This window comes from Falsiroseomonas sp. (genome assembly GCF_051860665.1).
In the GTDB taxonomy this organism is placed as follows: Bacteria; Pseudomonadota; Alphaproteobacteria; order Acetobacterales; family Acetobacteraceae; genus Falsiroseomonas.
The window spans coordinates 21,098-47,786 of sequence record NZ_JBHYDM010000004.1 but is presented as its reverse complement, the minus strand read 5'-3'; the positions used below and the strand labels follow the sequence as shown (position 1 = coordinate 47,786).

The 26,689-nt window shown below is 71.5% G+C and carries 14 protein-coding genes; 3 read left to right on the top strand and 11 right to left on the bottom strand.

The features are described 5' to 3' along the window. Nucleotides 1-1,965, top strand: coding sequence for a hydantoinase B/oxoprolinase family protein (locus tag ACTIF1_RS05340; RefSeq protein WP_439595350.1), 1,965 nt, complete (start codon nt 1-3; stop codon nt 1,963-1,965). Here ACTIF1_RS05340 and ACTIF1_RS05335 read toward each other — a convergent pair. The 9 genes from ACTIF1_RS05335 to ACTIF1_RS05295 form a co-directional block, all read right to left on the bottom strand. Further along, entirely contained in the window at nt 1,962-2,510 is a 549-nt protein-coding gene (locus ACTIF1_RS05335; RefSeq protein ID WP_439595349.1) for a carboxymuconolactone decarboxylase family protein, read from the bottom strand. The two genes, ACTIF1_RS05340 and ACTIF1_RS05335, sit on opposite strands and share 4 nt — an antisense overlap. 56 nt (nt 2,511-2,566) lie before the next feature. After that, nucleotides 2,567-3,919 carry a cytochrome P450 gene (locus tag ACTIF1_RS05330; RefSeq protein ID WP_439595348.1) on the bottom strand — a complete coding sequence of 451 codons (1,353 nt, stop codon included), beginning with the start codon at nt 3,917-3,919 and terminating at the stop codon, nt 2,567-2,569. Beyond that, on the bottom strand, nt 3,916-5,547 hold the full coding sequence (locus ACTIF1_RS05325) for a Dyp-type peroxidase (protein WP_439595347.1): 1,632 nt from the start codon (nt 5,545-5,547) through the stop codon (nt 3,916-3,918). The genes ACTIF1_RS05330 and ACTIF1_RS05325 overlap by 4 nt, the downstream gene beginning before the upstream one ends. Nucleotides 5,548-5,560: 13 nt before the next feature. After that, nucleotides 5,561-6,511 carry a hypothetical protein gene (locus tag ACTIF1_RS05320; RefSeq protein WP_439595346.1) on the bottom strand — a complete coding sequence of 317 codons (951 nt, stop codon included), beginning with the start codon at nt 6,509-6,511 and terminating at the stop codon, nt 5,561-5,563. Between the two features lie 14 nt (nt 6,512-6,525). After that, nucleotides 6,526-7,173 (bottom strand): hypothetical protein, encoded by a 648-nt coding sequence (locus tag ACTIF1_RS05315; RefSeq protein ID WP_439595345.1) that lies wholly within the window; start codon nt 7,171-7,173, stop codon nt 6,526-6,528. Nucleotides 7,174-7,303: 130 nt separating this feature from the next. After that, complete coding sequence (locus ACTIF1_RS05310) at nt 7,304-8,062, bottom strand: alpha/beta hydrolase (protein WP_439595344.1); 759 nt, start codon at nt 8,060-8,062, stop codon at nt 7,304-7,306. Next, entirely contained in the window at nt 8,059-9,450 is a 1,392-nt protein-coding gene (locus ACTIF1_RS05305) for a PfaD family polyunsaturated fatty acid/polyketide biosynthesis protein (protein ID WP_439595343.1), read from the bottom strand. Before ACTIF1_RS05305 ends, ACTIF1_RS05310 begins: the two co-directional genes overlap by 4 nt. Nucleotides 9,451-9,482: 32 nt before the next feature. After that, nucleotides 9,483-9,785, bottom strand: a complete 303-nt coding sequence (locus tag ACTIF1_RS05300; protein ID WP_439595342.1) for a hypothetical protein — start codon at nt 9,783-9,785, stop codon at nt 9,483-9,485. A 57-nt stretch (nt 9,786-9,842) separates the two neighbouring features. Next, nucleotides 9,843-10,217 carry a hypothetical protein gene (locus ACTIF1_RS05295; protein WP_439595341.1) on the bottom strand — a complete coding sequence of 125 codons (375 nt, stop codon included), beginning with the start codon at nt 10,215-10,217 and terminating at the stop codon, nt 9,843-9,845. A gap of 175 nt (nt 10,218-10,392) precedes the next feature. Between ACTIF1_RS05295 and ACTIF1_RS05290 the strand changes: the two genes are divergently transcribed. Both ACTIF1_RS05290 and ACTIF1_RS05285 read left to right on the top strand, forming a co-directional pair. Then, nucleotides 10,393-22,542 carry an SDR family oxidoreductase gene (locus tag ACTIF1_RS05290; protein ID WP_439595340.1) on the top strand — a complete coding sequence of 4,050 codons (12,150 nt, stop codon included), beginning with the start codon at nt 10,393-10,395 and terminating at the stop codon, nt 22,540-22,542. 2 nt (nt 22,543-22,544) lie between these two features. Continuing rightward, entirely contained in the window at nt 22,545-23,861 is a 1,317-nt protein-coding gene (locus tag ACTIF1_RS05285; RefSeq protein WP_439595339.1) for a cytochrome P450, read from the top strand. Here the strand turns inward: ACTIF1_RS05285 and ACTIF1_RS05280 are convergent. Continuing rightward, on the bottom strand, nt 23,858-24,727 hold the full coding sequence (locus ACTIF1_RS05280; RefSeq protein WP_439595338.1) for a class I SAM-dependent methyltransferase: 870 nt from the start codon (nt 24,725-24,727) through the stop codon (nt 23,858-23,860). The two genes, ACTIF1_RS05285 and ACTIF1_RS05280, sit on opposite strands and share 4 nt — an antisense overlap. 62 nt (nt 24,728-24,789) lie before the next feature. Next, nucleotides 24,790-26,688 (bottom strand): ABC1 kinase family protein, encoded by a 1,899-nt coding sequence (locus ACTIF1_RS05275; RefSeq protein WP_439595337.1) that lies wholly within the window; start codon nt 26,686-26,688, stop codon nt 24,790-24,792. Nucleotide 26,689 lies beyond the last annotated feature (1 nt).

The following is a 26,689-nucleotide window of genomic DNA, read 5'->3' as shown; positions in this document are numbered from 1 at the left end:
ATGTCGATCGACCCGGTCACCCTGCAGATCTTCGGCAACCACGCCCAGGCGGCGGCGGAGGCGATGGCCTTCACCCTGTTCCGCACCGCCCATTCCACCTTCGTGAAGGAGACCGAGGATTTCACCACCGGCCTCTGCACGCCGGAGGGGCTGACCTTCGCGAGCCCGCGCGAATTGGGCGCCACCTGGTTCATCGGACTGGAATACGGGCCGGTGATCCGCGCGCTGACCGATTATCGCGAGGGCGATGTTGGCATGACCAACGATCCCTACAGCGGCTTCGTCTGCACCCATTCGCCCGACATCCATTTGTGGAAGCCGATCTTCTGGGAGGGCGAGCTGGTCTGCTTCGCCGTGGGGCATATCCACAACACGGATGTCGGCGGCGCGGTGCCCGCCTCCCTCTCCCGCGCTTTGACGGAGGTGCACCAGGAAGGCATCCGCTTCCCGCCCGTGAAGCTGGTGGCGGAGGGGGTGCTGGACCAACGGCTGCTGGACATCATGCTGCTGAATGTGCGCGCGCCGACGCAGAACTGGGGCGACCTCAAGGCTCAGCTCGCCGCCATGACCACCGGCGAGCGCAAGGTGCACGAAATGATCCGCCGCTTCGGCCTGGCGACGTTTCGTGCGGGCATGGAGGGGCTGCTGGATCTCGCGGACAGGCAGGCGCGGCGTGTGCTGGCCTCGATCCCGGATGGCGACTACGAGTTCCACGACTACCTGGACGAGGATTCGCCTGGCGGCCTGCCCTGCCGCCTGCAGCTCAACATGCGCATCCGGGGCGAGACGGCGGAGCTGGATTTCACGGGATCCGACCCGCAACTCGCGGCATCGCTCAATATGCCCACGGGCGGATCGGCGCGGCACATCCTGCTCATGGTGGGATGGAACTATGTGCTCTACACGCTGGACCCGACCATGCTGCTGAATGGCGGGCTGGTGCGGCCGGCGACCTGCATCGTGCCGGAGGGGACCGTGCTGAACCCGGTCTTCCCCGCCGCGGTCGGCATGCGGTCGATGACCTGCATGCGGCTGCAGGGCGTGCTGATGGGCGCCTTCCAGCGCGCGGTGCCGGACCGGCTGCCGGCCGGGCCGGCCAGCGGCGGGCCGATGATGAACGTCAACACCACGGACAACCGCACCGGCCGCCGCGTGATGGCGGCGATCGACCCCATCACCGGGGGCGGCGGCGGTGCGCCGGATGCGGACGGCAATGACGGATCCGGCGGCAATAGCGGCTTCCTGAAGAACACGCCGGTGGAGATCAACGAGGCGGAAGTGCCGATCCGCATCCTGCGCTATGGGCTGGAACCGGATTCCGGCGGCGCGGGCCGCCATCGCGGCGGCATGGCGACGGTGCTGGAGTTCCGGGTGCATGCGCCGGGCACGGTGGTGACGGCGCGCAACCGCGACCGGTCCCGCTTCCGGTCCTGGGGCGTGCAGGGCGGGCTGCCCGGCGCGGCTTCCCAGTTCTGGCGCAATCCGGGCACGGCGCGGGCCGAGAATCTCGGCAATACGGATGTGGTGACGCTGGACCCCGGCGATGTCATCCGCATCGTCTGCTCCGGCGCCTCCGGCTGGGGGCCGGCCTGGGAGAGGCCGGTGGCGGCGGTGGAAGCGGACCTCGCCGCGGGCAAGATTTCGGCCGAGGCGGCGGCGCGCGACTACGGCGTCGTTCCGGGCGATGCGGCGGAAACCCAGCGCCTGCGCGCCGCCCTGGCCGTCGCACCGCGCCGCGATTTCGATCCGGGTCCGGAGCGCGAGGCCTATGAGCAGGTCTGGACCGATGCGAATTACGCGGAACTGACCAGGATCCTCGCCAGCCTGCCGATCCATTGGCGCCACTACGCCAAGCGCCAGATCTTTGCCCGGATCGATGCCGCGGCGGAGCGGCGCGGGGATGGCAGCGAGGTGCGAGCCGCCTTCGCCGCGCTGCGCGAGGACTTCCCGCAGATCGCCGGTTAAGGCAGCGGGTGCTCGTCGAGGCAGGGCTGGTAGGACGGCTCCACCTCGATCCCCGCCGCGCCGAGAAAGCGCACCACGCCGCAATAGAAGGCGATGATCACCAGCAGGTCGGTGACGCTTGCCAGGTCCAGATGCGCCTGCACCTCGGCGAAGGTGGCGTCGCTCAGCGTATCGGCACCCTCCGCCATTTCGCGCGCGGCGCGCAGCACGGCGCGGGCGGCGGGCTCCAGGGCGGAGGTGCCGCCATCGGTCTCCACGGCAATGGCGCGGATATCGTCATCCGTCACGCCGAAGTCGCGGCCGATCGCCACGTGGTGCGACCATTCGTAGGGGCTACGCGTCACCCAGCCCACCTGCAGGATCGCCAGCTCCCGCAGCCGCGCATCCAGGGCGCTGTGATGACGGATGTGGTGCGCGAGCCCCAGGAAGGCGCGCGTCATGCCCGGGCTGTTCACCATGGCGCGGTAGAGGTTGATCGGCCGCACCAGCAGCGCCTGGTCCTGCGGCGCCAGATCCGCGACGTCGCGATAGGGCAGTCTCGCCATGCCGGCCTCCTCCGTTTCCGGCAGCAGACCAGCCTGCAGGCGACGCGGCAAGCCGTTCAGGCGGCGTCGAAGGTCACCGGGAAATGCACCGGGAAGGGCGTGCCCGCGCCATCCACCGGGCCGGCGCGGCGCAGGCCCGGGCGGCGCAGCAGCGGCTTCAGCAGCTGCGGGATCACCGCCTGGTTGATATGCGCGCCGAAGCAGGTGTGCATGCCATAGCCCCAGAGGATATAGGCCTCCGGCCCGCGTCCGGCGCGAAACTCCTCGGGCCGCTCATGCGCGATGGGGTCGAACATGGCCGAAAGGTTGGCGGCCAGCACCATGGCGCCCTCCGGCACGCGCTGCGCCCGCAGCGTGCCGCGGGCGATCACCGTCTCCCGCACCGCGCGGCGATAGATGAAGGGGTTTACGGGGTCGAAGCGCAGCGCCTCCCACAGCAGGGCGGCGAGCGCGGCGTCGTCATCGCGGCGCGCAGCGTCCTGCGCGGCGGCGAGCGCATCCGGCCGGTCCAGCAGCGTGTCCAGCGCCTTCACGCTGGCCTTGGACAGGGTCGGCACCAGCCCGATCAGCAGGCCGATCAGGTTGTTGCGGATGCCGAGGTCGTCCATGCCCGGCACGCCTGCGGCCTGCAGCGCCAGGCAGCGGTCCAGCACCTGGTCCGTGCCGGTGGGTGCCGCCTTGCGCGTCGCGATGGTGGCGTCGAGATAGGCGCGGCAGGCACTGGCCGAATCCATCGCCGCGCGCGTCACCGCCGCCTCCCCCGCCAGGTCGACGAAGAGGTACCAGAACATCCGCGTGGTCCAGTCGGCCATGACGGGGCCGGAGGGGCCGGGCGTGCCGAAATAGGCGCCGAGCAGCCCGGTCAGCACCGGCAGGGTCAAGGCCTGCGGCACGTCGATGCGCCCGCCGGCGGCCGCGACGATCGCATCGGCCTGCGTCGCCACATGGGGAATCACGATCTCCGCTACGTCGCTGCGCCGCACGGCGAGCCGCATGTTCGACACGTCGCGCGTATAGGCGGGGCTGTCCTGCATGCCGAGGAAGAAGTTTTGGCCATTCGTGATGGCGCGCATCTTCGGCTCGTAGACGACGGCGAAATCGCTCTCGCGCTCCAGCACCTCCGTCACATCGGCATGGCGCGTGACGATCACGGTGCCGGTGTTTTCGTAGGCCGCGATCAGCTTGCGGGACAGCGCCAGGTTGGGTTTCGTCGCGCGCAGCAGGTCGAAGACCAGGCGCTGGTTTTCCGTGGCGCCCAGCAGCGCCGCGATGCGCGGCCCGCGCCCCTCCGCCCCGCCGGCATAGGCTCTGGCGCCGCGCACCGCCAGCTTGCCGGCCGCCCCCAGCGCCGCACCCACCATGCCCAGCCGCACGCCCGCCGCGCTGGCGACATTCCCGAAAAGGCTCATGTCGGATCGACGATGCCGGCGGCGATCATCCGCAGTGCGGTCATGCTGGGCGTGAAGAAATACTCGCCGCCGCGTGTCTCGACGAATTGCGGCAGGCGGTCGCAGATGAAGGGCGGCTTGCCGGATGCGGGATCGGCCGCGATGACGAATTTCGCATCCTCGCCGTGATTGCCGACGATCGGGCAGGTGTCGTTGCCGGTGTTGAAGTCCAGCCCGTATTGCATCCATTGCTGCTGCACGAATTCGAACTGCCGGAACAGGTTCGCGCAGGTCGCCAGCATGACGATGCCATGCTCCTGGTCATCCGCGGTCGCGCCCGGCGCCGCGCCGCCATAGGGCAGGCCGCGACGCAGGATGCGGCGGCGGTTGTTGAGGACGGAGCCGTTCAGCTGCTTCGGATCATCCGAGGCCAGCAGCGGGTCCATCATGTCCCGCGTATTGGACCGCCGCAGATGCGACCCGAAAGGGCATTTCGCGCCGAGCGGATCGCTCCGAAAAGTGAAGTCCACCATGGCGCGCGCCAGGGCGAGGAGCGTCGCCTTGTCGTCCTGCGCCTCCGCCGTCGCGCGGCGCTGCTGGAAGGCGCGCCATTCGGGATAGGTGGGGGCCGCCATCAGCGGCACGCCATCCGTCCAGCGGCCGGCGATCTTGGCCTTCAGCGTCTCGCAGGCCTCCTCCTGCGGCACGCCCATCACGGCGGCGAACTGCACCGCCATGCGGTCCATCGCGGCATGCCAGGCAGCGACATTCTGGTGCAGCTTGCGATAGGCGACGAAGGTGCCGTTGCGGCTGAAATCCAGCGGCATGCCGGCCGAGGGGATCTCCTGCGATTCATCCGGATGGCCGAGCAGGAATTCGCCGGTGGCCAGCGGCGCCCAGCTCTGGTCCGGCAACAGCTTGCCCTGCCCGATCACGGCCGTGGCCATCCGGTCCGGCGAGTATTGCCCGTCGAAGACTGCATCGCCGATGGCATCGGTGAAGCCGAAATGCTCCTTCGGCGTCGGCGCCATGCTGCCATCCGGCAGGCGCTCCATCAGGGCCGAAAGATCCTGCCAGCGCGCCTCCGGCCCGCGATGGCCGGCGAGCAGCGTCACCTTGCCCTCGGTGGCGCGCACCAGGGCCTCGATCTCCGCCGTCAGCTCATCCAGCCGCGCCACGGGCGTGCCATCCGGATTGGCCTGCGCATTCAGCGTCAGCAGCACATGCACGCGCCGCCGCGGATCCTCCCGCCACAGCCAGACCGGGTCCCAGGTCTCGCCGATCGCATGCGGGAAATTGTCGCACAGGATATCGGCGCGGGCGGGCATGCCGTCGATGAATTCGTCCGGCATGCCGCGCAGCGTGCGGATCGGCACGCCCAGCGCCAGCAGCCCCCAGAAGGTGAAGGAGACATTCACCGCGACCTGCGGGCGCCGCTGGAAGACCGTGCCCGGCGGTGGCGCCTTGTCCTTGGAGGAAGGCCAGCGCAGCGCCGTGGTGACATAGGGCCGCACCATGTCGAGCAGCGTGCGCCCGGCCCGCGCATCGCCGATATTCAGCAGCAGGCAGCGCCCCTTGGGAAAGCCGAGGCGCCCATAGGCGGTCAGGACATTGCCCTGGATATCCGCGAGATCGAGCTGGGTTGCCATGGTCATCGCCTCCTCAGCTTCGCACCACGCCCCGGTGCTGGGTGGGCGCGGCCACATCCTCCGGCCGATGCGCCGCCAGGAAGGCGCCGAAGGCGGCGTGCAGCGCCTCCGGCCCCTGGCCCTGCGTCGCGATCGCGAAGCGGGTGAATTGCTGCTGCAGGTAGAGCGCCTTCAGCACCGAAGGCAGGTCGGAGCGCGGCGCCATGGGAAAGGGCTTTGCGCCGGCCTGCATCACGCGGCTCCAGGCCCACCACAGGGCCAGCGGCAGCGCCACCAGACCGGCCAGCGCCAGCCAGAGCCAGCCCTTCGCGAAAATGCCGATCACCAGCCCAAGCACCAGCGCCCCGGCAGCGAGGATCGCCGGAATCAGCAGGGGCTTCAGCGGCAGCGGCACCAGCGGCGGGGCGCCCTGCCAGTAGTCGTTGAAAGGCATGGTGGTCTCAAGCTGGCAGGCGCGGATCAGCCGCACGAAGCCCGCGGCATCCTTGGCGCGCTCATGCCCTTCCGTATGCACCAGGATCGCCCGCAGCTCCGGCTCCATGACGGACCAGAGATGGGTGAGGTAATCCGTCAGCGCGGCCTCGCTGCCATCCGGCGCGTCGAAATCCACCACGAAGATCAGATAGGAACAGGGCAGCCGGTCCACCGGATCCGCCTCGCTCGGCTGCGGCGCCAGCTTCAGCGCCACCTTGATCGGGTCGCGCTGGCCGCGGCCATTGAAGGCGACATCGTCCAGAATGGCGAAGCGCGCGAAATGCGTGCGGTTGCTGCGCGCGAATGGGCTGTTGATGCCGATCTTCTCCGTCGCCGGCGTCTGCAGCGCGGTCGGCATCGCCGCCAGCGTCGCGCGCAGCTCATGCGCATGGGAGGTGACGGTCGCATCCGTGCGCGGATCGGCGCAGAGTCCGGTACGCACCGGGATCAGGGCGGTGAGGAAGTAGTGGCCGCCGTCGAAATTGGGCATGCGCGGTCTCCCTCTCAGGTCGGTGGCCGGCGGATCAGCGCCTCGCGGTTCAGGTCGGCATTCTGCGTGTCGTTGCTCGCCACCGGCGCATAGCCGGGCGAGGGCAGGTCGTTCTGCACGGCGACGAAGGCTTTCCGGAATGCCTCCGCGAAGTCCGCGGGCGGCAGCGTCGCATGCTGGCTGCGCAGATCATCCAGCACCGACCACAGCCGCAGCGCCGCCTTGATGTCGCGCTGCGCCGCGCCAGGGGTGGCGTTGTAGTAGTAGTCGGTGTCCACCTGATTGGCGCGGATATAGTTCTTGAACGGCGTGATCGGGATGGAGCCCGGGTACTTCGTGCTGGAATACCAGAACAGGTCGAGCCCGTTGGGGATGCCGTCGCTGAAGGCGTCGATATACTGGTCCCAGGTGCCGTTGAAGTTGCTGACGAACAGCATGTAGTCGTTCTCGATATCCGGCCTGCCCTGGCCAAGGTCCGGCCACTGGTCCCGCTTGATCATCACCCAGCGCGCGAAGTGGATGATGGACAGGCCGAGCAAGCCGCCCAGCTGCTGCGGCTGGGTCCGCGCCACCATGAAGAGCAGCCGGTTGATCCAGGTCTTCCAGGGCCGCATGGGGGTGACGACGTTCATCCCATAGGCCTTGCCCGCGACATTCGACATCGGCAGCCCCCCGCGCATCGCGACCTGCGCCGCGTGACGGGTCGCACGCTATCGCGCCGGCCGATCGTTGCAAGACAAAACAGGTCTCGCGTGAAACCGTCGGAAACACGGGAGTCACGCGCGGGGTCTCTCAGGCGGTCAGCGCCGCTTGGAGTGGCCCCTGCGCCGGCGCATAGGCGGCACCAAAGTGGTTCACGCCCGGCAGCACGAAGGTCTCGGCGCCGGTCGCCGCCGCCATGGCCTCGGATTGCCGGATGAATTCCGGGCTTTCCGCCGTGCCCCAGGCCAGGCGCAGCGGGGGCGCGATGCGCGCGGCCTGGCGGATCGGGCTCAGCGCCGCGGCCTCCGCGGCCTCGAGCTGCACATAGTGGCGACGGGCGGAGAGCAGCACGGGTGCCAGGTCATAGATGCCGGAGACCAGGGTGACGCTGGCAAAGGCCATCTCGGTCGCCAGCACGGCCGCCAGATGCGCGCCGGAGGAATGGCCCGAGAGGTGAATCGGCCCGCGCGGCCGCAGCCAGGCGACGCAGTCCCGCAGCTCCGCCACCACATCCGGAAGGCGGCGCGCCGGCAGCAGGCTGAAATCCGGCACCGCGACCGCAAAACCCGCCGCCGTCAGCGCCGGCGCCAGGAAGCCCGAATCATCCCGGGATTGCGCCCGCCAGGCGCCGCCATGGATGTGCAGGTGGATGCCGCGCGGGGTACCGCGCGCCGGGTAAAGGTCCAGCAGATGCGGACCATAGGAGAGTATCTCCGGTCGCAGCGCGGCGCGGGCCGCCGCTGTATCGGCCCGGTAGCGGGCCAGCCATTCCGCCATGTCCGGCGCCCAGACGCGCTGGTCATAGGCGGCATCGAGCGCCGCCTGGTCATAGCCCAGCCAGACCGTCATCGCCGATGCGCAACCAGCGCCGCCAGGCGTTGGGAAACGACCTCGGCGGCGCCCGCCATCAACCGCTCCGCCAGCACATCCACATGCCGCGCGCGCCAGTCCGCCAGCGGCGTGCCTGCCAGCCAGCCATTCAGCGCGCCCATGGCCGGGCCGCAATGCACCTGGAAATTCGCACGATCCGCGGCCCGTCCCTCGATCGCCAGGCGGTTGGTGTGAACAAAGTACCAGCGGAAGACCATGCCCATGCGCTTCTTCGGATTGGCCTCCGCCGCCGCCAGCTCCGCCGGCGCGGCGCGGGCGTAGTAGGCGGCGGTCTCCGCCCAGACATCCGCGACGCTGCGGCCGAACCACCGCGTCTCGATCTCTGTCAGTGTCGCGGCGGGAATCTCGTGCAGGCCCTCGTGGCGGAGATAGAGTTCATAGAGCCGTTGCGCGCGGCCCGGAAACAGCGTGCCGCGGCGCAGCACCTGGACCTTGGCGCCGATCTCGAACATGTCGCCGGCGGGGGCCATGTCCGTATCCGCGATGCCGGCCTGGGCCAGCAGGTCCTTCACCGCCTCGCTGGTCCCGGCCTCCGGCGTCGCCTGGTTGATCGAGCCGGTGAGGACGAAATCGGCGCCCAGCATGAAGGCCGCCGCGATCGCCTCCGGCGTGCCGAGGCCGCCGGCCGCGCCGATCCGCACGCGCTGCGCCAGCCCGTGCGCGGCGGCCAGGCTGTCGCGCAACTGGCAGAAATGGGGGACCAGTGTGAAGGCGACGCGGCGATCCGTATGGCCACCTGAATCCGCCTCCGCGCAGATATCGTCCGCCAGCGGGATCTTCTGCGAAAGCGCCGCTTCGTCAGGTGTGACGCGCCCGGCCGAAGCCAACGCCGCCACGATGTCAGCGGGCGGCGGTGCCAGGAACTGCCGCGCCACTTCGGGCCGCGACAGCTTCGCCATCACCCGGTTGCGCGGCCGCACGACGCCCGCCGTATCCCGCGCCAGCCCGTGGAGCCGGTAGCGAACCAGCGCCGGCGTCACCTGGACGAAGGCCGAGGCCTCGATGCGCGTGACGCCGCGCGCCAGCAGCAGGTCCACCAGCGCCTCCTCCTGCGCCGGCAGCACGAAGTTGTGAAGGAAATTGATGCCCCAGGGCGCCTCCGGCGGCAGGGCCGCCTGCAGCCGGTCGATCGCCTGCGCGATGCGCGGCAGCGCGCAGCCCCCCGCTCCGAAGAACCCCAGCAGCCCGGCCCGCGCCAGCCGCTCCAGCATCGGCTCCGAGGCAATGCCCTTGACCATGGCGCCGACCACATAGGCCAGCCGCACGCCATGGGCTGCGAGGAAGTCCCGATCGCCGAGGTCGCACGCCGCGAAGCGCGCCGTGGGCAGCTGCCCCGATCCGTCCAAGCGCGACCGCTTCCCGTCAGCCGCGCCGCGGCTCAATCATCATCATCGTCGTCGTCATCGTCATCATCGTCGTCATCATCGTCATCGAGCAGGGAGGCGAGCGTCGCCTTCTCCCGCACCAGGACGACGACGACGGAGGCATCGGCCTTGATGACGCCGTCCTCGCGCAGTGCCTCCACCGAATTGTCCACCTTGCGCATCAGCGGCCCGGCGCCGCGGCGCAGGCGGCGGATGCGCTTGCGGCTCTGCCGGCCGAGATCGACGATGTAGAATTCGTCGTTGTCCTCCGGCGTCGGTGGCGGCGGCGCCTTGCGGGTGGTGGTTGCGTCGGTCATTGCGAACCCTTCTCTCCCTTGCCGGGCCGGCCGCCCGAAGGACAACAGAGGACCGGATCAGTCGCTGTCGCGCACCGCGCGGAAGACATTGCGCGGCAGGTCCTTCAACCAGCCGTCGCGCTTGCGGCGGTTGGAGCGTTCGTGCCGCGCCAGATAGATCTGCGCCACGCCGAGCTGGCGGCGGATCAGCTTCCGCATGCCGCGCTCCAGCGGCTTCAGGATCTTCGCCTGCTTGCGTCGGCGCGGCCCGGCATCGTCCAGCTCCCCGGACCGCACCACGCCGCTATGCGGCCGCACCACATGGATGCGCACGCCGTCGTCCAGGATGTCGTTCACCACATCCTCCGCCCGGCTGCCGCCGCGCGAGCGGAACAGGACGCGTTCCTGCGCCCGCCCATGCCGCCCGATCTTCACCACGGAAACCTTCCGCACGCCGCGCAAGGTGGCTCGCTTCCTGAAAACGATGCTGGGCACGGCGTTCTCTCCGACGCTTCGCTTCGGTTGAACACTATTGCGGAACGGGTGCCTTGGGAAGCATCATCTGCCCGTCCTCGCGTGATACTTGTGTCCCGGGCGGGCGATGCAACGAAGGGATGGGGGTGAAAGCATGACGGCACCACCCGCTCCCGGACGCGCCCCCGCCCCGAGCCTGAAATCCATCATCTTCCGCATGGTGGCGGAGGGCGAGATCGGCGCGGTGGAGGCCGAGCGTCTGCTGCGCCGCCTGCCGGAGCCCCCGGCCGCGCCGCCGCGGGATGAGACCACTGCGCCGCCAGGCGGCAAGATCACTGCGCCGCCAGGCGGCGACGCCATCGCCGTGATCGGCATGGCCGGGCGCTTCGCCGGCTGCGCGGACCTCGAGGCCTATTGGGCCCTGCTCGCCTCCGGCGGCGATTCCCTGACCGAGGCGCCCGCCGCCCGATGGGGCACGGCGGCGCCCGGCCTGCGCGGCGGCTTCCTGCCGGATGCCGAGGACTTCGACCCGTCCTTCTTCCGAATCGCCCCCGCCGAGGCGGCGCTGATCGATCCGCAGCAGCGGCTGTTCCTGGAACAGGCCTGGCTGGCGCTGGAGGATGCGGGCCATGCCGGCGCCGCCATCGCCGGCACGCGCTGCGGCGTCTTCGCCGGCGCCGGGTCCGGCGATTACGCGCATCGCTTCGCCGGCACCGCGGCGGCGGAGGATCCGCTGGGCCTGCTCGGCAATGTCGCCTCCATCCTCGCCGCGCGCATCGCCTATCACCTGAACCTCAAGGGGCCGGCGATCGCGGTGGATACCGCCTGCTCCTCCTCGCTCGCCGCCATCCACCTGGCCTGCGAGAGCCTGCGCTCCGGCGGCTGCGACCTGGCGCTCGCCGGCGGTGCGGCGGTGATCTCCACCCCCGCCTTCGTCACCGCCATGGCGCGCGGCGGCGCCATTTCCCCGACCGGCGCCTGCCACGCCTTCGATGCCGCGGCGGACGGTTTTGTCCCTGGCGAGGGTGCGGGGGTGGTGGTGCTGAAGCGGTTGGCGGAGGCGCTGCGCGACGGCGATGTGATCCATGGCGTGATCCGCGCCAGCGGGCTGAACCAGGATGGCCGCACCAACGGCATCACCGCGCCCAGCGCCAGCGCCCAGGCGGCGCTGGAGGAGGCGGTCTGGCGCCAGGCCGGCCTCAACCCCACCGGGCTCGACTATATCGAGGCGCATGGCACCGGCACGCCGCTCGGCGACCCGATCGAACTGGAGGGACTTTCGGCCGCGCTGCGGGCGCTGGGCGGTGCGCCCAAGGGGAGCATCGCGCTCGGCTCGGCCAAGGCGGCGATCGGCCATGCGCTGACGGCGGCCGGCGTCGCCGGGCTGCTGAAGCTGCTGCTGATGCTGCGCCACGGCGTGATTCCGCCGCAGCCGCATTTCGTCCATCCCAATCCGCGACTGGATCTGGCGAATACGCCCTTCGTCGTCCCGCGCGTGTCAAAAACCTGGCCGACGGGCGCGCATCCGCGCCGCGCCGCGCTTTCCGCCTTCGGCTTCAGCGGCACCAATGCGCATCTGGTGCTGGAAGAGGCGCCCGCTGCTGCGCCGCGCGCGGCGGAGGTGCCGCAGCCGCGCCTGTTCCTGCTGTCGGCCCGCAGCGAGGCCGTGCTGCGTCGCCAGGCCGCGCTGCTGGCCGAGGTGCCGCCCTGCGAGGCGCGGGATCTTGCCTTCACCCTGGCCGAGGGCCGCGCCGTTCTGCCGCAGCGGCTGGCCACCCTCGCGCCCGATCTCGCCACGCTGCGCGCCCGCCTGGCCGCCTTCGCCCGCGACGGCGTGGCGGAAGGGGTGATGACGGGCAGCGGGGCGGAGGCGCCGGGCCTCGCGCCGCTGCCGGCCGGGTCGGCGCTGGAGGATTGGGCCGCGCGATTCCTGCAGGGCGGCGCCGTGCCTGGCGCCGCGGCGGCGCGCGATGCCGCGGCGCGACGCATCAGCCTGCCCAGCGCGCCCTTCAGCCGCAGCCGCCATTTCGTCCCGCCATCGGGCAAGACCGCGCCCGATCTCGCCACCCAGGGCGCCGATTTCGCCCGCGTGGAGGATTGGGGCCGGCAGGCGCTGGCCGCCGCCTATGGCGAACTCGGCCTTTTTCACGGGCGCCGGGCGCATACCCCGGCCGGGCTGATCCGCACGCTGGGCCTCCAGCCGGCGCGGCACGGGCTGCACGCGGCGCTGCTGGCGATGCTGGAACGCGCGGGCGCCGTCACCTGGCGCGACGGGCTGCTGCGGCCTGCGCCCGGCTTCGTGCCGGAGACCGCGGCCGCGCTGGAGGCGGCTCGGCAGGCGCTGGTGGCGAAGGCACCCGCGATGGCGCCCTTCCTCGCGCTGCTCGCGCGCTGCACCCAAAACCTGCCGGCGCTGCTGCAGGGTCGCATCACCGCGCCCGAGATCCTGTTCCCGAATGGCGACATGACGCTGGTGGAAGGCGTCTATCGCGGCAATCGCCTGGCGGACCAGTTCAACGCGACGCTGGCGGAGACGGTGGTTTCGCTCGCCCGGCGCCATGCCGCGCCGCGCATCCTGGAAGTCGGCGCCGGCATCGGCGGTGCGACCGAAGGGATCCTGGCCGCGCTCGGCGCCGCCGGCCTGGGCGCGGCGCGCTATCTCTACACCGATGTTTCCGCCGCCTTCCTGCAGGCGGGTCGCGCCCGCTTCGCCGACCGGCATGCGGGCTTCGAGACGGCGCTTTTCGACCTGGAGCGCGATCCGGAGGCGCAGGGCCTGCCTGCCGGCGGCTTCGACATCGTCATCGCCGCCAATGTCGTGCATGCCATGCGCGGCATCGCGCCGGCGCTGGCCCGGCTGCACCGGCTGGTAGCGCCGGATGGCGGCGCGCTGGTGCTGAACGAGGTCACGGCGCTGCAGGATTTTGCGACGCTGACCTTCGGCCTGACCGATGGCTGGTGGGCGGCGGAGGCCGGCGAGGCGCGCATCCCGGGCTCGCCGCTGCTCGACGTGCCCGGCTGGCGCGCCGCATTTGCCGCCGCGGGTTTTGCCATCAGCCGGGCGCAGGGCCTGCCCGGCGAGACGGAGGAAGCCAGCTTCGGCCAGGCGATCCTGGTGGCGCAGCGGGACGAGCCGGCGGTGGCCCTGGCGCCGGTCGCGGCACCCGTCGCAAGATCGGTCATCGCGAAATCCGCCGTGCCGGCGGAGGGATTGCTCGGCGCCGTGCTGGCGGATGTGGCGGCGGCGCTCGAACTGCCCGCGGCGCAGTTCGAACGGCGCGATCGCTTCGTCGATCTCGGCGTGGATTCGCTGATGGGGCTGAAGGTGGTGGCGCGGCTGAATGCCCGCTTCGGCCTCGACCTGCGCCCCACCGTTCTCTTCGACCATCCGACGCCGGAGGCCCTGGCGCGGCATCTCGGCACGCTGGGCCTCGCCGCGGAAGCCGCCGCGCCCGCGCCGATGCCGGACTCGCGCACGGAAAAGGCTGACAACCGCATCGCGGTCATCGGCCTCTCGGGCCGCTTCGGCGACAGCGCCAGCCTGGCCGAATTCCACGCCATGCTGGCCGAGGGCCGCGCCGGCATCACGGAGGCGCCGGCGCAGCGCTGGACCACGCAGGACCTGCCCGCGACCGCGCAGGACGCCGCGCCCTATCTCCGATGGGGCGGATTCCTGCGCGATGCGGACCGCTTCGACCCGCTGTTCTTCCGCATCTCCGGCAAGGAGGCGGAGCTGACGGACCCGCAGCACCGCATCTTCCTGACCGAGGCCTGGCGCGCGCTGGAGGATGCCGGCTATGGCGAGGCCGCGCTGGACGGCACGCGCTGCGGCGTCTTCGTTGGCGCGCATGGCGGCGACTACACGCATCGCATGGCGCAGCTTGACATCGTGCCGGAGGCCTTCGCCTTCATGGGCAATGCCGCGAGCATTTTGGCGGCCCGCATCGCCTATGTGCTGAACCTGAAGGGGCCCTGCCTGGCGGTGGATACCGCCTGCTCCTCCTCCCTCGTCGCGCTGCACCTCGCCTGCCGCAGCCTGGTCGCGGGCGAATGCGAGATGGCGCTGGCGGGCGGCGCCTTCATCACCACGACGATGGGCTTCAACGTGGCGGCAGCGAAGGCGGGCATGCTGTCTCCCAACGGCCGCTGCCACACCTTCGATGCCGCGGCGGATGGTTTCGTGCCGGGCGAAGGGGCGGGTGTGGTGGTGCTGAAGCGCCTGGCCGATGCGCTGCGCGACGGCGATCATATCGAGGCGGTGATTCTCGGCAGCGCGGTGAACCAGGATGGCCGCACCAATGGCATCACCGCGCCCAGCCCCGAATCCCAATCCGCCTGCATCGCGGAGGCGCAGGATGCGGCCGGCATCGCGCCCGATGCGGTGACGCTGATCGAGGCGCATGGCACCGGCACGCCGCTCGGCGACCCGATCGAGGTGGAGGGGCTGACCCGCGCCTTCCGCCGCGGCGCGAACCCCCCCGGCTCCGTCGCGCTGGGCTCGGTGAAGACCAATATCGGCCATGCGGCGCATGCCGCCGGCATCGCGGGCTTCCTGAAACTCGTGCTGCAGCTGCGCGATCGGCGCATCTATGCGTCGCTGAATTTCCGCACGGAAAATCCACATCTGCGGCTGGTGGAGACGCCCTTCGCGGTGGCGACGGAGGCGCGGGACTGGGTGGTGCCGGGCGGCGGCGCGCGCATCGGCGGCGTCTCCTCCTTCGGCTTTTCGGGGACCAATGCGCATGTGGTGGCGGCGGAAGCGCCGCCGCGCGCCCCGGCGCCGGCCGTGGCACCCCCTTTCCTGCTGCTGCTCTCGGCCAAGGATGCGCCGGCGCTGGCACGACGCGCTGCGGATCTGGCGGAATGGCTGGAGGCACATCCCACCGCCGATCTCGGCGATGTCGCCTTCACCCTGGCGATGGGCCGCAGCCATTTTGGGCAACGCATGGCCGTGATCGGCGCAGATCGCGCGGCGCTGGTCGCGGGGTTGCGCGGCGCATCCGGCACCGGCAGCGCCGCGTTGCAGGCAAGGGCCGCGCGCTACCTGGCGGGCGAGGACCCGGACGGGGCGGAGTGGCACGGTCGCCGCATCTCCCTGCCCGCCTATCCCTTCGCCGAACAAAGCTACTGGATCGGCGCGCCAGCGCCCGCCGTGACGCTTCTTGTGCCGGTTTGGGAGGAGGCACCCGCAGCCGGGCAGGCGGCGCCCGGCCTGGTCTGGCTGCTGGGCGAGCCCGCCGGGCTGGCACCGCCGCTGCGCGCCGGCGGCTGGCGGGTGGTGGAAGTGCCGCCAGCCGCGGATTTCGCCGCCCTCGCGGCCCAGGGCGCGCCGCAGGCCTGCGTGGTGATGCCGCCCACCGCAGCAGGCACGGAAGCCGCGCTGCGGCCGCTGGTGGCGCTGCTGCAGGCGGTGGCGCCGGCGGCGCCGCGCGTGCTGCGGCTGCATCACGGCACGGCGGAGGCACTGGCCGCGCAGCCACTTGGCGCCAGCCTCGCCTTCGTCGGCACGCCGGTAGAGCTGCGCATGGTGCAAGTGCCACCGGGCGAGGTTTCGGCCGCGCTGGTGCTGGCGGAACTCGCCATGCCGGGCCAGGCGCCGGTGGCCTGGACCGCGCAAGGCGGGCGGCGCGAACGCCGGCTGCGCGCCGTCCCGCCGGCGGGCACCGCCGCGCCACTGCGCCGCGGCGGCACTTTCGTGCTCAGCGGCGGCGGCGGCGTGCTCGCCAAACTCTTCGCCCAGGACATCGCACGCCGCACCGGCGGCCGCATCGCGCTGCTCGGCCGTGGCGATGGCGCGATGATGCAGGATCGTCTCGCGGCGCTGCGCGAGGCCGGCGCGGCGGAGGCCGGCTGGTGGCAGGTGGATGTGACGGATGCCGCCGCCGTCGCCGCGACCCTGCAGGCGGTGCGCGCGCGCTTCGGGCCGATCCACGGCGTGCTGCATGCGGCCGGCGTGCCGGGCGGCGCCGTGCTGGCGCAGAAGGACTGGTCCGAGATCGCCCGGGTGCTGGCGCCAAAGATCCAGGGCGCCCGGGCGCTGGATGCGGCGACCGCCGGGGATCCGCTGGATGTCTTCGCCGCCTTCGGCTCGCTGGCCGCGGAACTCGGCGATTTCGGCCAGGGCGACTATGCCATGGCCAATGCCTTCTTGGCTGCCTTCGCCGAGGAACGCGCGGCCGCCGGCCGACCTGGGCGCAGCGTCACGCTCGGCTGGCCGTTGTGGCGCGAAGGTCGCCGCGTTCTCTCGACGGAAGGCGAGGCGGTATTCCTCAAGACTGCCGGCCTGCCGCCGCTGGAGACCGAGGCCGGCCTCGCCGCCTTCCACGGCGCGCTGGCCCAGGGCAGCGGCGCCTATGCCGTGCTGCCCGGCGAGGCCGCCGCCGCACGCCTCTTCACGCCGCCGCCCCCCCGCAAGACGGAGCCCACCGCCATGCCCGCCATCGCACAGCCGGCCCCGGCCGACCTGGCCGAGGCGGAGCGCCGCATCACGGCGCAGATCGGGCGGCTGCTGCATATCGACCTGGCCCGCATAGGTCGCGAGACCGGGTTTGCCGAGTTCGGCTTCGACTCCATCGCGCTGAAGGAATTTGCCGCCCTTCTCAGCGACAGTTGGGGGGTTGCGATCACGCCGGCGGTCTTCTTCGCGCATGGCACCGTGGCGGCGCTGGCACGGCATCTGCTGGAGGCGCATGGGGTCGCGCCCGCATTCCCCGCCGCCGCATTCCCCGCCGCCGCACAGCCCGCCTCCAGGCCAGCCATCGCCGCGACGCCCGCGGCCAGCGAGCCGATCGCCATCATCGGCCTGTCCGGCCGTTTTCCCGGCGCGCCGGATCTCGACGCCTTCTGGCGCCGGCTGGAGGCGGCGGAGGACATGACCGGCCCGCTGCCACCGGAACGCCTGGGCTGGCAGCCGCATGTCACGCCCGATGCCTCCCTCGCCTTGCGCGGCGGCTTCTTGGAGGACGTCGAGAACTTCGATCCCGGCTTCTTCCGGCTGAGCCTGCGGGAGGCCGTGCATATGGACCCGCAGCATCGTCTGGCGCTGGAGGCGGCCTGGCACTGCGTGGAGGATGCGGGGCTGCGCATGTCCGACCTCGCGGGCCGCGAGATCGGCGTCTTCTTCGGCGCGCAGGTGAACGACTATGCCGCCCTGCTGCCCGCGGCGCGGGAGGAGGCGCGAGCCCAGATCACGCTCGGCAATATCGCGGCCATGCTGCCCAACCGCATCTCCTTCCTGTTCGATTTGCGCGGGCCGAGCGAGGCGGTGGACACCGCCTGTTCCTCCGCCCTCGTCGCGCTGCATCGCGCGGCACGCGCGGTGGCGCATGGCGAATGCGAGATGGCGCTGGCCGGCGGCGTCTCCCTGATGCTGTCCGTCGAAAGCCTCGCCAGCACGCAGCGCCTGGGCATCCTGGCCCCCGATGGCATCTGCCGCGCCTTCGATGCGGAGGGGCGCGGCTATGTGAAGGGGGAGGGCGTCGGCTGCGTGCTGCTGAAGCCGCTGTCCCGTGCGCTGGCGGATGGCGATCCGGTGCAGGCGGTGATCCTGGGCAGCGCGGAAGGGCATGGCGGGCGCGCGCAATCGCTGACCGCGCCCAATGCCCTGGCGCAATCCGCGGTGATCCAGGCGGCGATCCGTCGCGCCGGCATCAGCAGCGACAGCATCGGCTGGGTGGAGGCGCATGGAACCGGCACGGAACTCGGCGACCCGGTGGAGGCGCTGGCGCTGCGCCAGGCCTTTGCGGCGACGGCCGGCGATGTGGTGGCGGAACCGCGCTGCCGGATCGGCGCGCTGAAGCCGAGCCTCGGCCATCTCGAACCCGCCTCCGGCATCGCGGGGCTGATCAAGGTGGTGCTGGCGATGCGCCACCGCATCCAGCCGGCGACGCGCAATTTTCGCCAGTTGAACCCGCATGTGGATCTTACGGGAAGTCCGCTGGTGATGGACGGGCGCATGGCCGTCTGGGCGCCGCTGCGGGCGCGGGATGGCACGGTGCTGCCTCGGCGCGCGGGGGTCAGCGCCTTCGGCTTTGGTGGCAGCAATGCACATGTTGTGCTGCAGGAAGCGCCACCCGCGCCGCCCGCCGTGATGCCGACCAGGCCGCTGCTGCTGCTGGTCTCGGCGGGGGATGCGGCGCGGCTGGGCGAGATGCTGGCGGCGCTCGCCGCGCATGCGCGGGCGCAGGGCCCGGCGCTGGATGCGCAGGCCATGGCGGATACGCTGATGCTGGGACGAGAGGCGATGGCCGCGCGCGCCGCGCTGCTGCTGCGCCCCGGCGAGGAGATCGCGGCGCGGCTGGAGGCGGCGCGCGCCGCGCTGGCGGATACGGCGGCGCCGCGCGATGCGATCTGGCTCGGCACGGTGCCGGAGGCTGCGGCGGCCACGCCGCCGGCCGAGGCGGCGATGCATGCCGAGATCTGGGCGGCGGGCCAGCTGGCGCCGCTCGCATCGCTCTGGGTCCAGGGCACCGCGCTGGACTTTCCCGGCCTTCTCGGCCCCGGCCGGCGACGCGTGCCGCTGCCGGGCACGCGTTTTGCGCGGCAGCGCTGCTGGTTCGACCATCCCGCCGCGGCGGCGCCACCCACGCCGCCGGCCCCCGTCATGGTGCCCGAAGCCCCGGCGCCGCCCGCGCCCGTTCCGGCGAGTCCCACGGACCCGCGTCAGGTTCTGAAGAAAATGGTGGCGCGGGCGCTGTATCTGGAGCCGGAGGCGATTGGCACCGCAACCGGCTTCGGCGATCTCGGCGTGGACAGCATCCTGGCCGTGGAGCTGACGCGGGAGGTGAATGCCACCTTCGGCACCGCACTGCAGGCCGCGCGGCTCTACGACTACGCCACCATCGATGCGCTGGCCGATCATCTGGCCGGCAGCACGCAGGCACCGCCACCGGCCGATGACACGGCGGAGGAGCTGCGCCGACTGCTTGCCGCCGCGCTGTTCCTGGAGCCTTCGGATCTCGACCCGCAGGCCAGCTTCGGCGATCTCGGCCTGGACAGCATCCTGGCCGTCGAATTCACCCGTGTGGTCAATGACCGCTTCGGCCTCTCGCTCAGCGCCGCGCGGCTTTATGACCATGCGAATCTCGCCGCGCTCGCCGCCCATCTGCGCGGGCTGCGCGCCGGTTCTCCGCAGCCGGCACTGCTGACAGGACGCGCGCGCGACGTGCTGGATTTCCTGTGCGAACGCCTGCCGGGCTGCATGGCCGCCACGCCGCTGGCCGAGATCGCGCTGGAGCCGGCGGCGGCCATGGCGCTGCTCGATGCGGTGAACCGCCACTTCAACAGTGCGATCACGGCGGAGGAGGTCGGGCGCTGTGCCGATCTCGGCGCCCTGGCGACTCTCGTCGCCAGCCGCACGCCGCCCGAGCCACCACCCAGCCCGACCCGCGCACCACCCGCCAAGCCGGAGCCCAGCGCCGACGCCCCGGCCACGGCGCCCGCGGACCAGGACCGCGTCGCCATCATCGGCTTCGCCTGCCGCCTGCCCGGCGCGCCGGATGCCGAGGCCTTCTGGGCGCTGCTGGCGGAAGGCCGCGACGCTGTCACGCCGATGCCGGAGGAGCCGTGGCGGGAGGCGATCTATCGCCGCATTCTTTCGGCGGCCCAGCGCCCGGAGACCACCCCCTGGGCCGGCACGATCACGGAGGCGGATCGCTTCGACGCCCCCTTCTTCGGCCTGTCGCCGCAGGAAGCCGCGCTGATGGACCCGCAGCAGCGGCTGTTCCTGGAATCCGCCTGGCATGCGCTGGAGGATGCGGGACAGACGCCGGAACGTCTCGCCGGCACCGCCTGCGGCATTTTTGTCGGCTGCGGCCAGGGCGATTATTCCCAGCTGCTGCCGCGCGATCCGGCGCAGATTTCGGGGCTGACGCTGCTCGGCAATGCGGCCTCGATCCTCGCCGCGCGGCTGTCCTATGCGCTGGATCTGCAGGGGCCGGCGCTGGCGGTGGATACGGCCTGCTCCTCGGCCTTGGTCGCCACCCATCTCGCCCGGCGCAGCATCCTGGACGGGGAATGCGACATGGCGCTGGCCGGCGGCGTCTCGCTGATGCTGACGCCGCAGATGCAGCTGATGACCGGCGCCGCGGGCATGCTTTCCGCCACCGGCCGCTGCCGGCCCTTCGATGCCGCGGCGGATGGCTTTGTGCCCGGTGAGGGTGTGGGCGTGGTCGTCCTGAAGCGGCTCGACCTGGCGCGGCGGGATGGCGATGCCGTGCTCGCCATCATCGAGGGCTCCGGCACCAACCAGGATGGCCGCACCGCGAGCCTGACGGCGCCCAGTGCCGCCTCCCAGGTGCGGTTGCTGCGCGCCGTGCATCAGCGCCACGGCATCGACCCGGCGCGGATCGGGCTGGTGGAGGCGCATGGCACCGGCACGCAGCTCGGCGACCCGATCGAACTGTCCGCGCTGGCTGAGGTTTTTGGGCCTGCGGGCGACTGTGCGCTGGGCTCGGTGAAGGGCAATATCGGACATACGCTGGCGGCCTCCGGCATCGCCGGGCTGATCAAGCTGCTGCTGGCGCTGCGGCACCGGACGATCCCGGCCAGCCTGCATTGCATCAGGCCGAACCCACATTTCGAACTGGCCGGCACGCCCTTCCGCATCGCGACCGGGACGCAGCCCTGGCCGGCGCCCGCCGATGGCGCGCCGCGCCGCGCCGCGATCAGCGCCTTCGGCTTCAGCGGCACCAATGCCCACCTCGTCCTCGCCGAGGATTCGGCGCCCGACCCCGCCCCCGCCGAGGCGCGAGAGCTGGAGGTGGTCCTGCTTTCCGCGCGCGATGCGGCGGCGCTGGAGCGCAGCGCGGCGGCGCTGGCCCGCTGGCTGGCGCGGCATCCGGAGGCGGCGCTGGGCGATATCGCCTATACGCTCGCGCGTCGACGCGCGGTCTTCGCGGCACGCCGGGCGATCGTCGTCGCGACTGCGGAGGAATTGCGCGCGGCGCTGGCGGGTGACGCGTCGCAGCGCGAGGGCGGGCCACTGCATGCGGCTGCGGCGCGCTGGCAGGCGGGCGCGAGCGTGGACTGGGCCGCCGTGATGCCGCAGGGGCGCGTGCTGCCCCTGCCCGGCTACCCCTTCGCCCGCACCCGGCATTGGGTAGAGCCGGTGGCGGTGCCTGCCGCCGAACCCGTGCCGCTGCGGCCGCGCGCGGCGGCGGAGCCGGGGGTGGAAAAACTCTGCGCGCTGGTGGCGGCGCAGCTGCGCCTGGACCTGGTGGCGCCCGATGCGCCCTTCGGCACGCTCGGCCTGGATTCCGCCGCGGCCATCGCGCTGATGCAGGCGGCGGAGCGGGAATTCGGCGTGCGCCTGCCGCCCATTGCGCTCTGGGACCATCCGACGCCGGCGCGGCTCGCCGCCTTCATCGCGCGCCAGCCGCCGGCACCGCGGGCTGCCTGGCGCATCGCCATGGCGGAGGGCGGCAATCCGCTGGTGCCGATCCGCGACACCGGCGAGGGCCCCGCCTGGATCTTCGTGCATGGCGGCTCCGGCGACCTGCATTGGCTGCCGGAGCTCGCGCATCACCTGGGCGCCGATCAGCGCGTCTTCGGGCTGGAGGCGCCGGGCCTCGATGGCACGGGCGCGCCACTGCCGACGGTGGAGGCGATGGCGGCGCATTACGTCGCGGCCCTGCGGCGCAGCGGCCTGCCAGCGCCCTTCCGGATCGGCGGCTATTCCGGCGGCGGCGCCATCGCCTTCGAGGTCGCGCGGCAGCTTCTGGACGCCGGCCAGGCGGTCGAAAGACTGGTGCTGCTGGATGCCAATGCGCCCGGCAATCCGGCGCTGCTGGCGCTGCAAGCCGGCTTCGGCCCCGGCTATATCCACCTCGTCGCCGGCAATTGGCTCGGCGCGCGCTGGGGCATGCAGCGCCGGCTGGTGCTGGAGGATCTGGCGGGGCTCGACCGCGACGCGGCGCTGGATCGCGTGGTCGCGCATCTGCTGCGGCATGCCGCGCCGCCGCTGCCGGAGGACGAGCTGCGCCGGCAGCTCGCCGCGATGGACCGCATCGGCTGGGCCATCGGCGATGCGCTGCGCGCCTATCGCCCGGCGCCGCTCGACCACGACATCGAGGTGCTGCTGTTCGAATGCCGCGACGGCCTGGCGGCGCCAGGCAATCTGCTCGGCCTGCCGGATGCGGCGGCGACGCGCGGCTACCGGGAGGGATGGCAGGCGCTGTTCGCCCGACCGATCGCCCGAATCACGATGGACTGCGACCACTTTGGCCTGCTGCAGGGCGAGCATGGCCGGCGCATCGGCGAAATCCTTGCGCCGCCCGCCCCCGCGCGCCTGGCGCAGCGGGGCTGAGCATGGCGCGGCTGCCCCCCGGCCCCGGTTTCGGCGCACTGCAGGCGGCACGCTATGTGGCCGATCCCTATACCTTGCTGCGCGAGGCCGCGCGCCGCTACGGCGATGTCTTCACCATCCGCACCGCGCGCCGCTGCGTCATGACGGGCCGGCCGGACCTGGTGCGCCAGATCTTTGGGGCGCCCGTCGACCAATATGGCGTGAATACCGAGATCGGCCCGCGCCGCGTGCTGGGCGAGAACGGCATGGCCCAGCTCGCCGGCCGCGCCCTGCGCCGCGACCGCCGGCTGCTGGTGCCGAATTTCCAGGGGGAGGTGCTGGCCCGCCAGGGCGGCATGATGCGCGACGCGGTGCGGGAGGTGACGGATCGCTGGAAGCCGGGCGAGGAATTCGTGCTGCGCGAGGCCTCGCTGGAAATCGCGCTGGACGTCATCCTGCGCACCGTCTTCGGCGCCGATACGCCCCGGCAGCGCGCGGATTTTGATGCGGCGCTGCGGGATTTCGTGCTGGCCTTCGGCCGACCGTCCTTCCTGCTGCTCTCGGCACTGCGCTTCGAATGGAACTGGCTGCCGCCCTTCCGGCGCTTTGCGGTCGCGCGGGCGCGCTTGGAAGCCCTGCTGCGGGAGGCCATCGCGCGCGCGCGAAGCGCGGGGGCGGGGCGGGGCGATACGCTCGGCCACCTGGTGGCGGCGCGCTACGAGGATGGCCGCGGCATGTCGGAAGCCGCGCTGGTCGATAACCTCATCACCACCATCGTCGCCGGCCACGAAACCTCCGCCGTCTCCCTCACCTGGGCCGTGCACTGGCTGCACAGCACGCCACATGCGCTGGCGCGCCTCCTGGAGGAGCTGGCGCCGCTGGGGGAGGAACCGGCGCCGGAGGCGCTGGGCAAACTGCAATATCTGGATGCCGTGGTACGGGAAGTGCTGCGGCTCTGGCCTGCGGTGACCGATGTGAACCGCGTGCTGGCCAGGCCGATGACGCTGGGCGGCTACGAGATTCCGCCCGGCATCACGGTCGCCGCGGCCTCCGCCATCCTGCACTACGACCCGGTGCTCTTCCCGGAGCCGGAGGTCTTCCGCCCCGAACGTTTTCTGGAGCGCAGCTACGCGCCCTGGGAGTATTTCCCCTTCGGCGGCGGGGAGCGCATGTGCCCCGGCGCGCAATTCTCGATGTTCGAGCTGAAGGTGCTTCTGGGGACCTTGCTCGCCCGCTGCCGCTTTTCGCTGTTGCAGCCGGGCGTGCCGCCGCTGAAGCGCGTGGGCTTTCTCGTCTCGCCGGCGGCCGGCGTGCCGGTGCGCTACGAGGGGCGGCGTTAGGGCTTGCCGGCGGTCACCAGGATGTAGTCGGACATGGCGAAGGGATTGCCGTTGCGCTTCATCGTCTCCCGGATCATCGGGTGGAAGCGAGCGCCCTCGGCCGGGTCGTTCAGCACGCCGCGCATGAAGGTGAGATAGGCGGGCACCACGTCATCGGTGATGGAGCGCAGCACGCGGTCCGTGAAGCCGATCTCCTCCAGCAGCGCGTTGTAGCGCGTCACGCCATAGACATTGGCGTTGGGGATCTGCGAGGCCCAGCGTTCCAGCGTGCCGCGCAGCCCGCCCGTCACCACGCGGCCCTCGCGTTCCAGCGGCACCAGGTCGATCACGGCCAGACGCCCGCCCGGCCGCAGCACCCGGAAAGCCTCGCGCAGAAAATCCTCGCGCGTGTCGAAGTGGAAGGCGGCCTCCAGCGACACCACGCGATCGATGCTGCCATCGGCGAAGGGAAGTTTCGTGGCGGAGGCGCAGTGATAGGTGATGCGCGGATCGGCGCGGTGGATTCGCGCATGTTCCACCTGCAGGCTGGTGATGTTCAGCGCGTGGATGCGGGCCGGGTCGCGCGTGGTGGCCAGGCGCAGGTCCTGGTCGCCAAAACCGCAGCCGGCATCGACCACGATATCGCCCGGGCCGATGCCGGCGGCTTCGCCCAGCAGGTCCACCATGGCCTCCGCCGCCTCGCGGTAGCCGGTGGCGTCGCGCCAGTAGCCGAGGTTGAGATAGGTGCAGTCGGTGGTCGGGCAGTTGCGGGTGCCCATGAATTCGTAGCACAGGTCGGCCCGGTTGCGGCCGCGGGCCAGCAGCAGCCGGCCGAGCAGGCCGAGGGCGGAGCGCTGCGGCGCCTCGGCGGTTGCGGTCTGCGACATCGGTGGCGTTTCCCTTGCAGCAGGCGCGAGAGACTATCGCGTTGCGTGTGGGGGCGAAAGGATCATTCGCGTCGTGCGAGCTCCCGCTGCATGCGCTTCAGCGCGCGCCAGGACACGAAGCCGCCCAGCAGCAGCAGCCCCCACCACATCGGGCTGAGCACCGGCATGCCGACGCCGGAGAGCGGGTTCAGCCGGGACAGGCCGGCGGCCTCGGCCAGCTGCGGCTGGTGCTGCTCCAGATAGGTCATCAGGAAGACCAGCAGCGCCACGCCGGTGCCGAGCTTCATGCCGCGCGCCAGGATCACGCCGATGCGCGACAGCTTCGAGGTGGTGGTCTGCAGCGCAATGGCCTGGGTGCGCAGCAGGGACCCGAGCACCAGGTTGTATTCGGAGATGGTGCTGAAGGCGCCGCCGATCTGCTTGCGCAGCGTGTTGGGGCGGAACATGCGGCGCAGCTGGCGGCGCTGCGCATCGCCGAAATAGGCGCGGAACAGCTTGATGTAGTTCATGTCCGGGAAGAGCTGGTTCAGCGAGGCGTCCATCGTTGCCCAGGCGCGGCCGAGCTTCAGCAGGTCCCAGCTCTGCGCCACGCCATAGCGCGCCAGCACCTGGCCCGCCGCATTGCTGCCCGAGAGGATGTTGCGCTCGTGATAGGGCAGGCCCTCCACATGCACCTTGGCCGCCCAGTCCCGGTAGCAGCGGATCAGCTCGGCGCGGATCTGCTGCAGGTCGGCCGCGCGCACATTGCTGCAGATGCGCAGCAGCAGGTCCGCCGCCTTGGCAAAATCCTGGTTGCCGAGGGAGCGCAGCATGGCCTGGTAGATGCCGAGGAATTCGCGATCCACGGAGCCGACGCTGCCGAGGTCGATCAGCGCGAAGCGCCCGTTGCGCAGCAGGATGATATTGCCCGGATGCATGTCGGCGTGGAAGAAGTTCTCCTCCATCAGCTGGCGCAGATAGCTGGAAAACAGCCGTTCCCCCACCTCCTCCGGCTCGATGTCGTTCTCGGCTCGCCAGCGGCGGACGCGTTCCGGGTCCTGCGCACTGACGCGGATATAGTCCGCCATCAGCACGCCCCAGACGCATTCGGAGACCAGGATACGGGCGCTGGAATACTGCCGGAAGACGCGCGGGATCAGCACCTTCTCGTCGCGCAGCAGCTGCCGCATGCGCTTCATATTCGCCGCTTCGAAGCGGAAATCCGTCTCCTCCGCGATGATGCGGCGCAGCTCCGACAGGGCGTCGCCGAGGCGCAGCACGCGGATGCTCGGCATCAGGTCGATGATGGTGACGAGGGTCCGCAGCAGGCGGAAATCGCGCTCAAAGATCTCCTGCACGCCGGGCCGCAGCACCTTGATGATGACATCGACATTCGGCTTGCGGAGCCGCGCCAGATGCACCTGGGCGATGGAGGCGGCGGCGAAGGGCAGCGGGTTCAGGCTCTCGAAGACATCCTCCAGCCGGTGCTCGCCGAGCTCCGCCCGGATGATGCGCAGCGATTCCTCCGGCGGGAATCCCACCGCCCGGTACTGCAGCCGGTTCATCTCCTCGCAGAAGGCGGGGTCCAGCAGGTCGGAGCGCAGCGCGATCAGCTGGCCCATCTTCACCCAGAGCCCGCCGAGCTTCTCGAAGATCTCGCGCAGGTCGCGGGCCGCGGCGGTGGGGTCGTAGCGGCCGGTGATGCGCCGGGCGAGCACGCGCAGCCCGTAGCCGGACAGTTTCAGCACGATGCGCAGCGTGGCCAGGCGGGCCACGGAAGGCGGCGCATCGAAGGTCATCGGCGCGCTGGTGGTGACCGGGATGAGGTCGCTCGGCCGCAGATGCTCGGACAGGGCCGAGGTTTTGCGCGAGGGGGTGGGGGCGGCTTCCTCCTCGCCCGGTCGCGCCGCGAGCGCCGCCGTGTCGCGGAACCGCACCCGGCGCACCGCCGTCACCCGCCGCAGATTGTCCCTTCCCTCCATC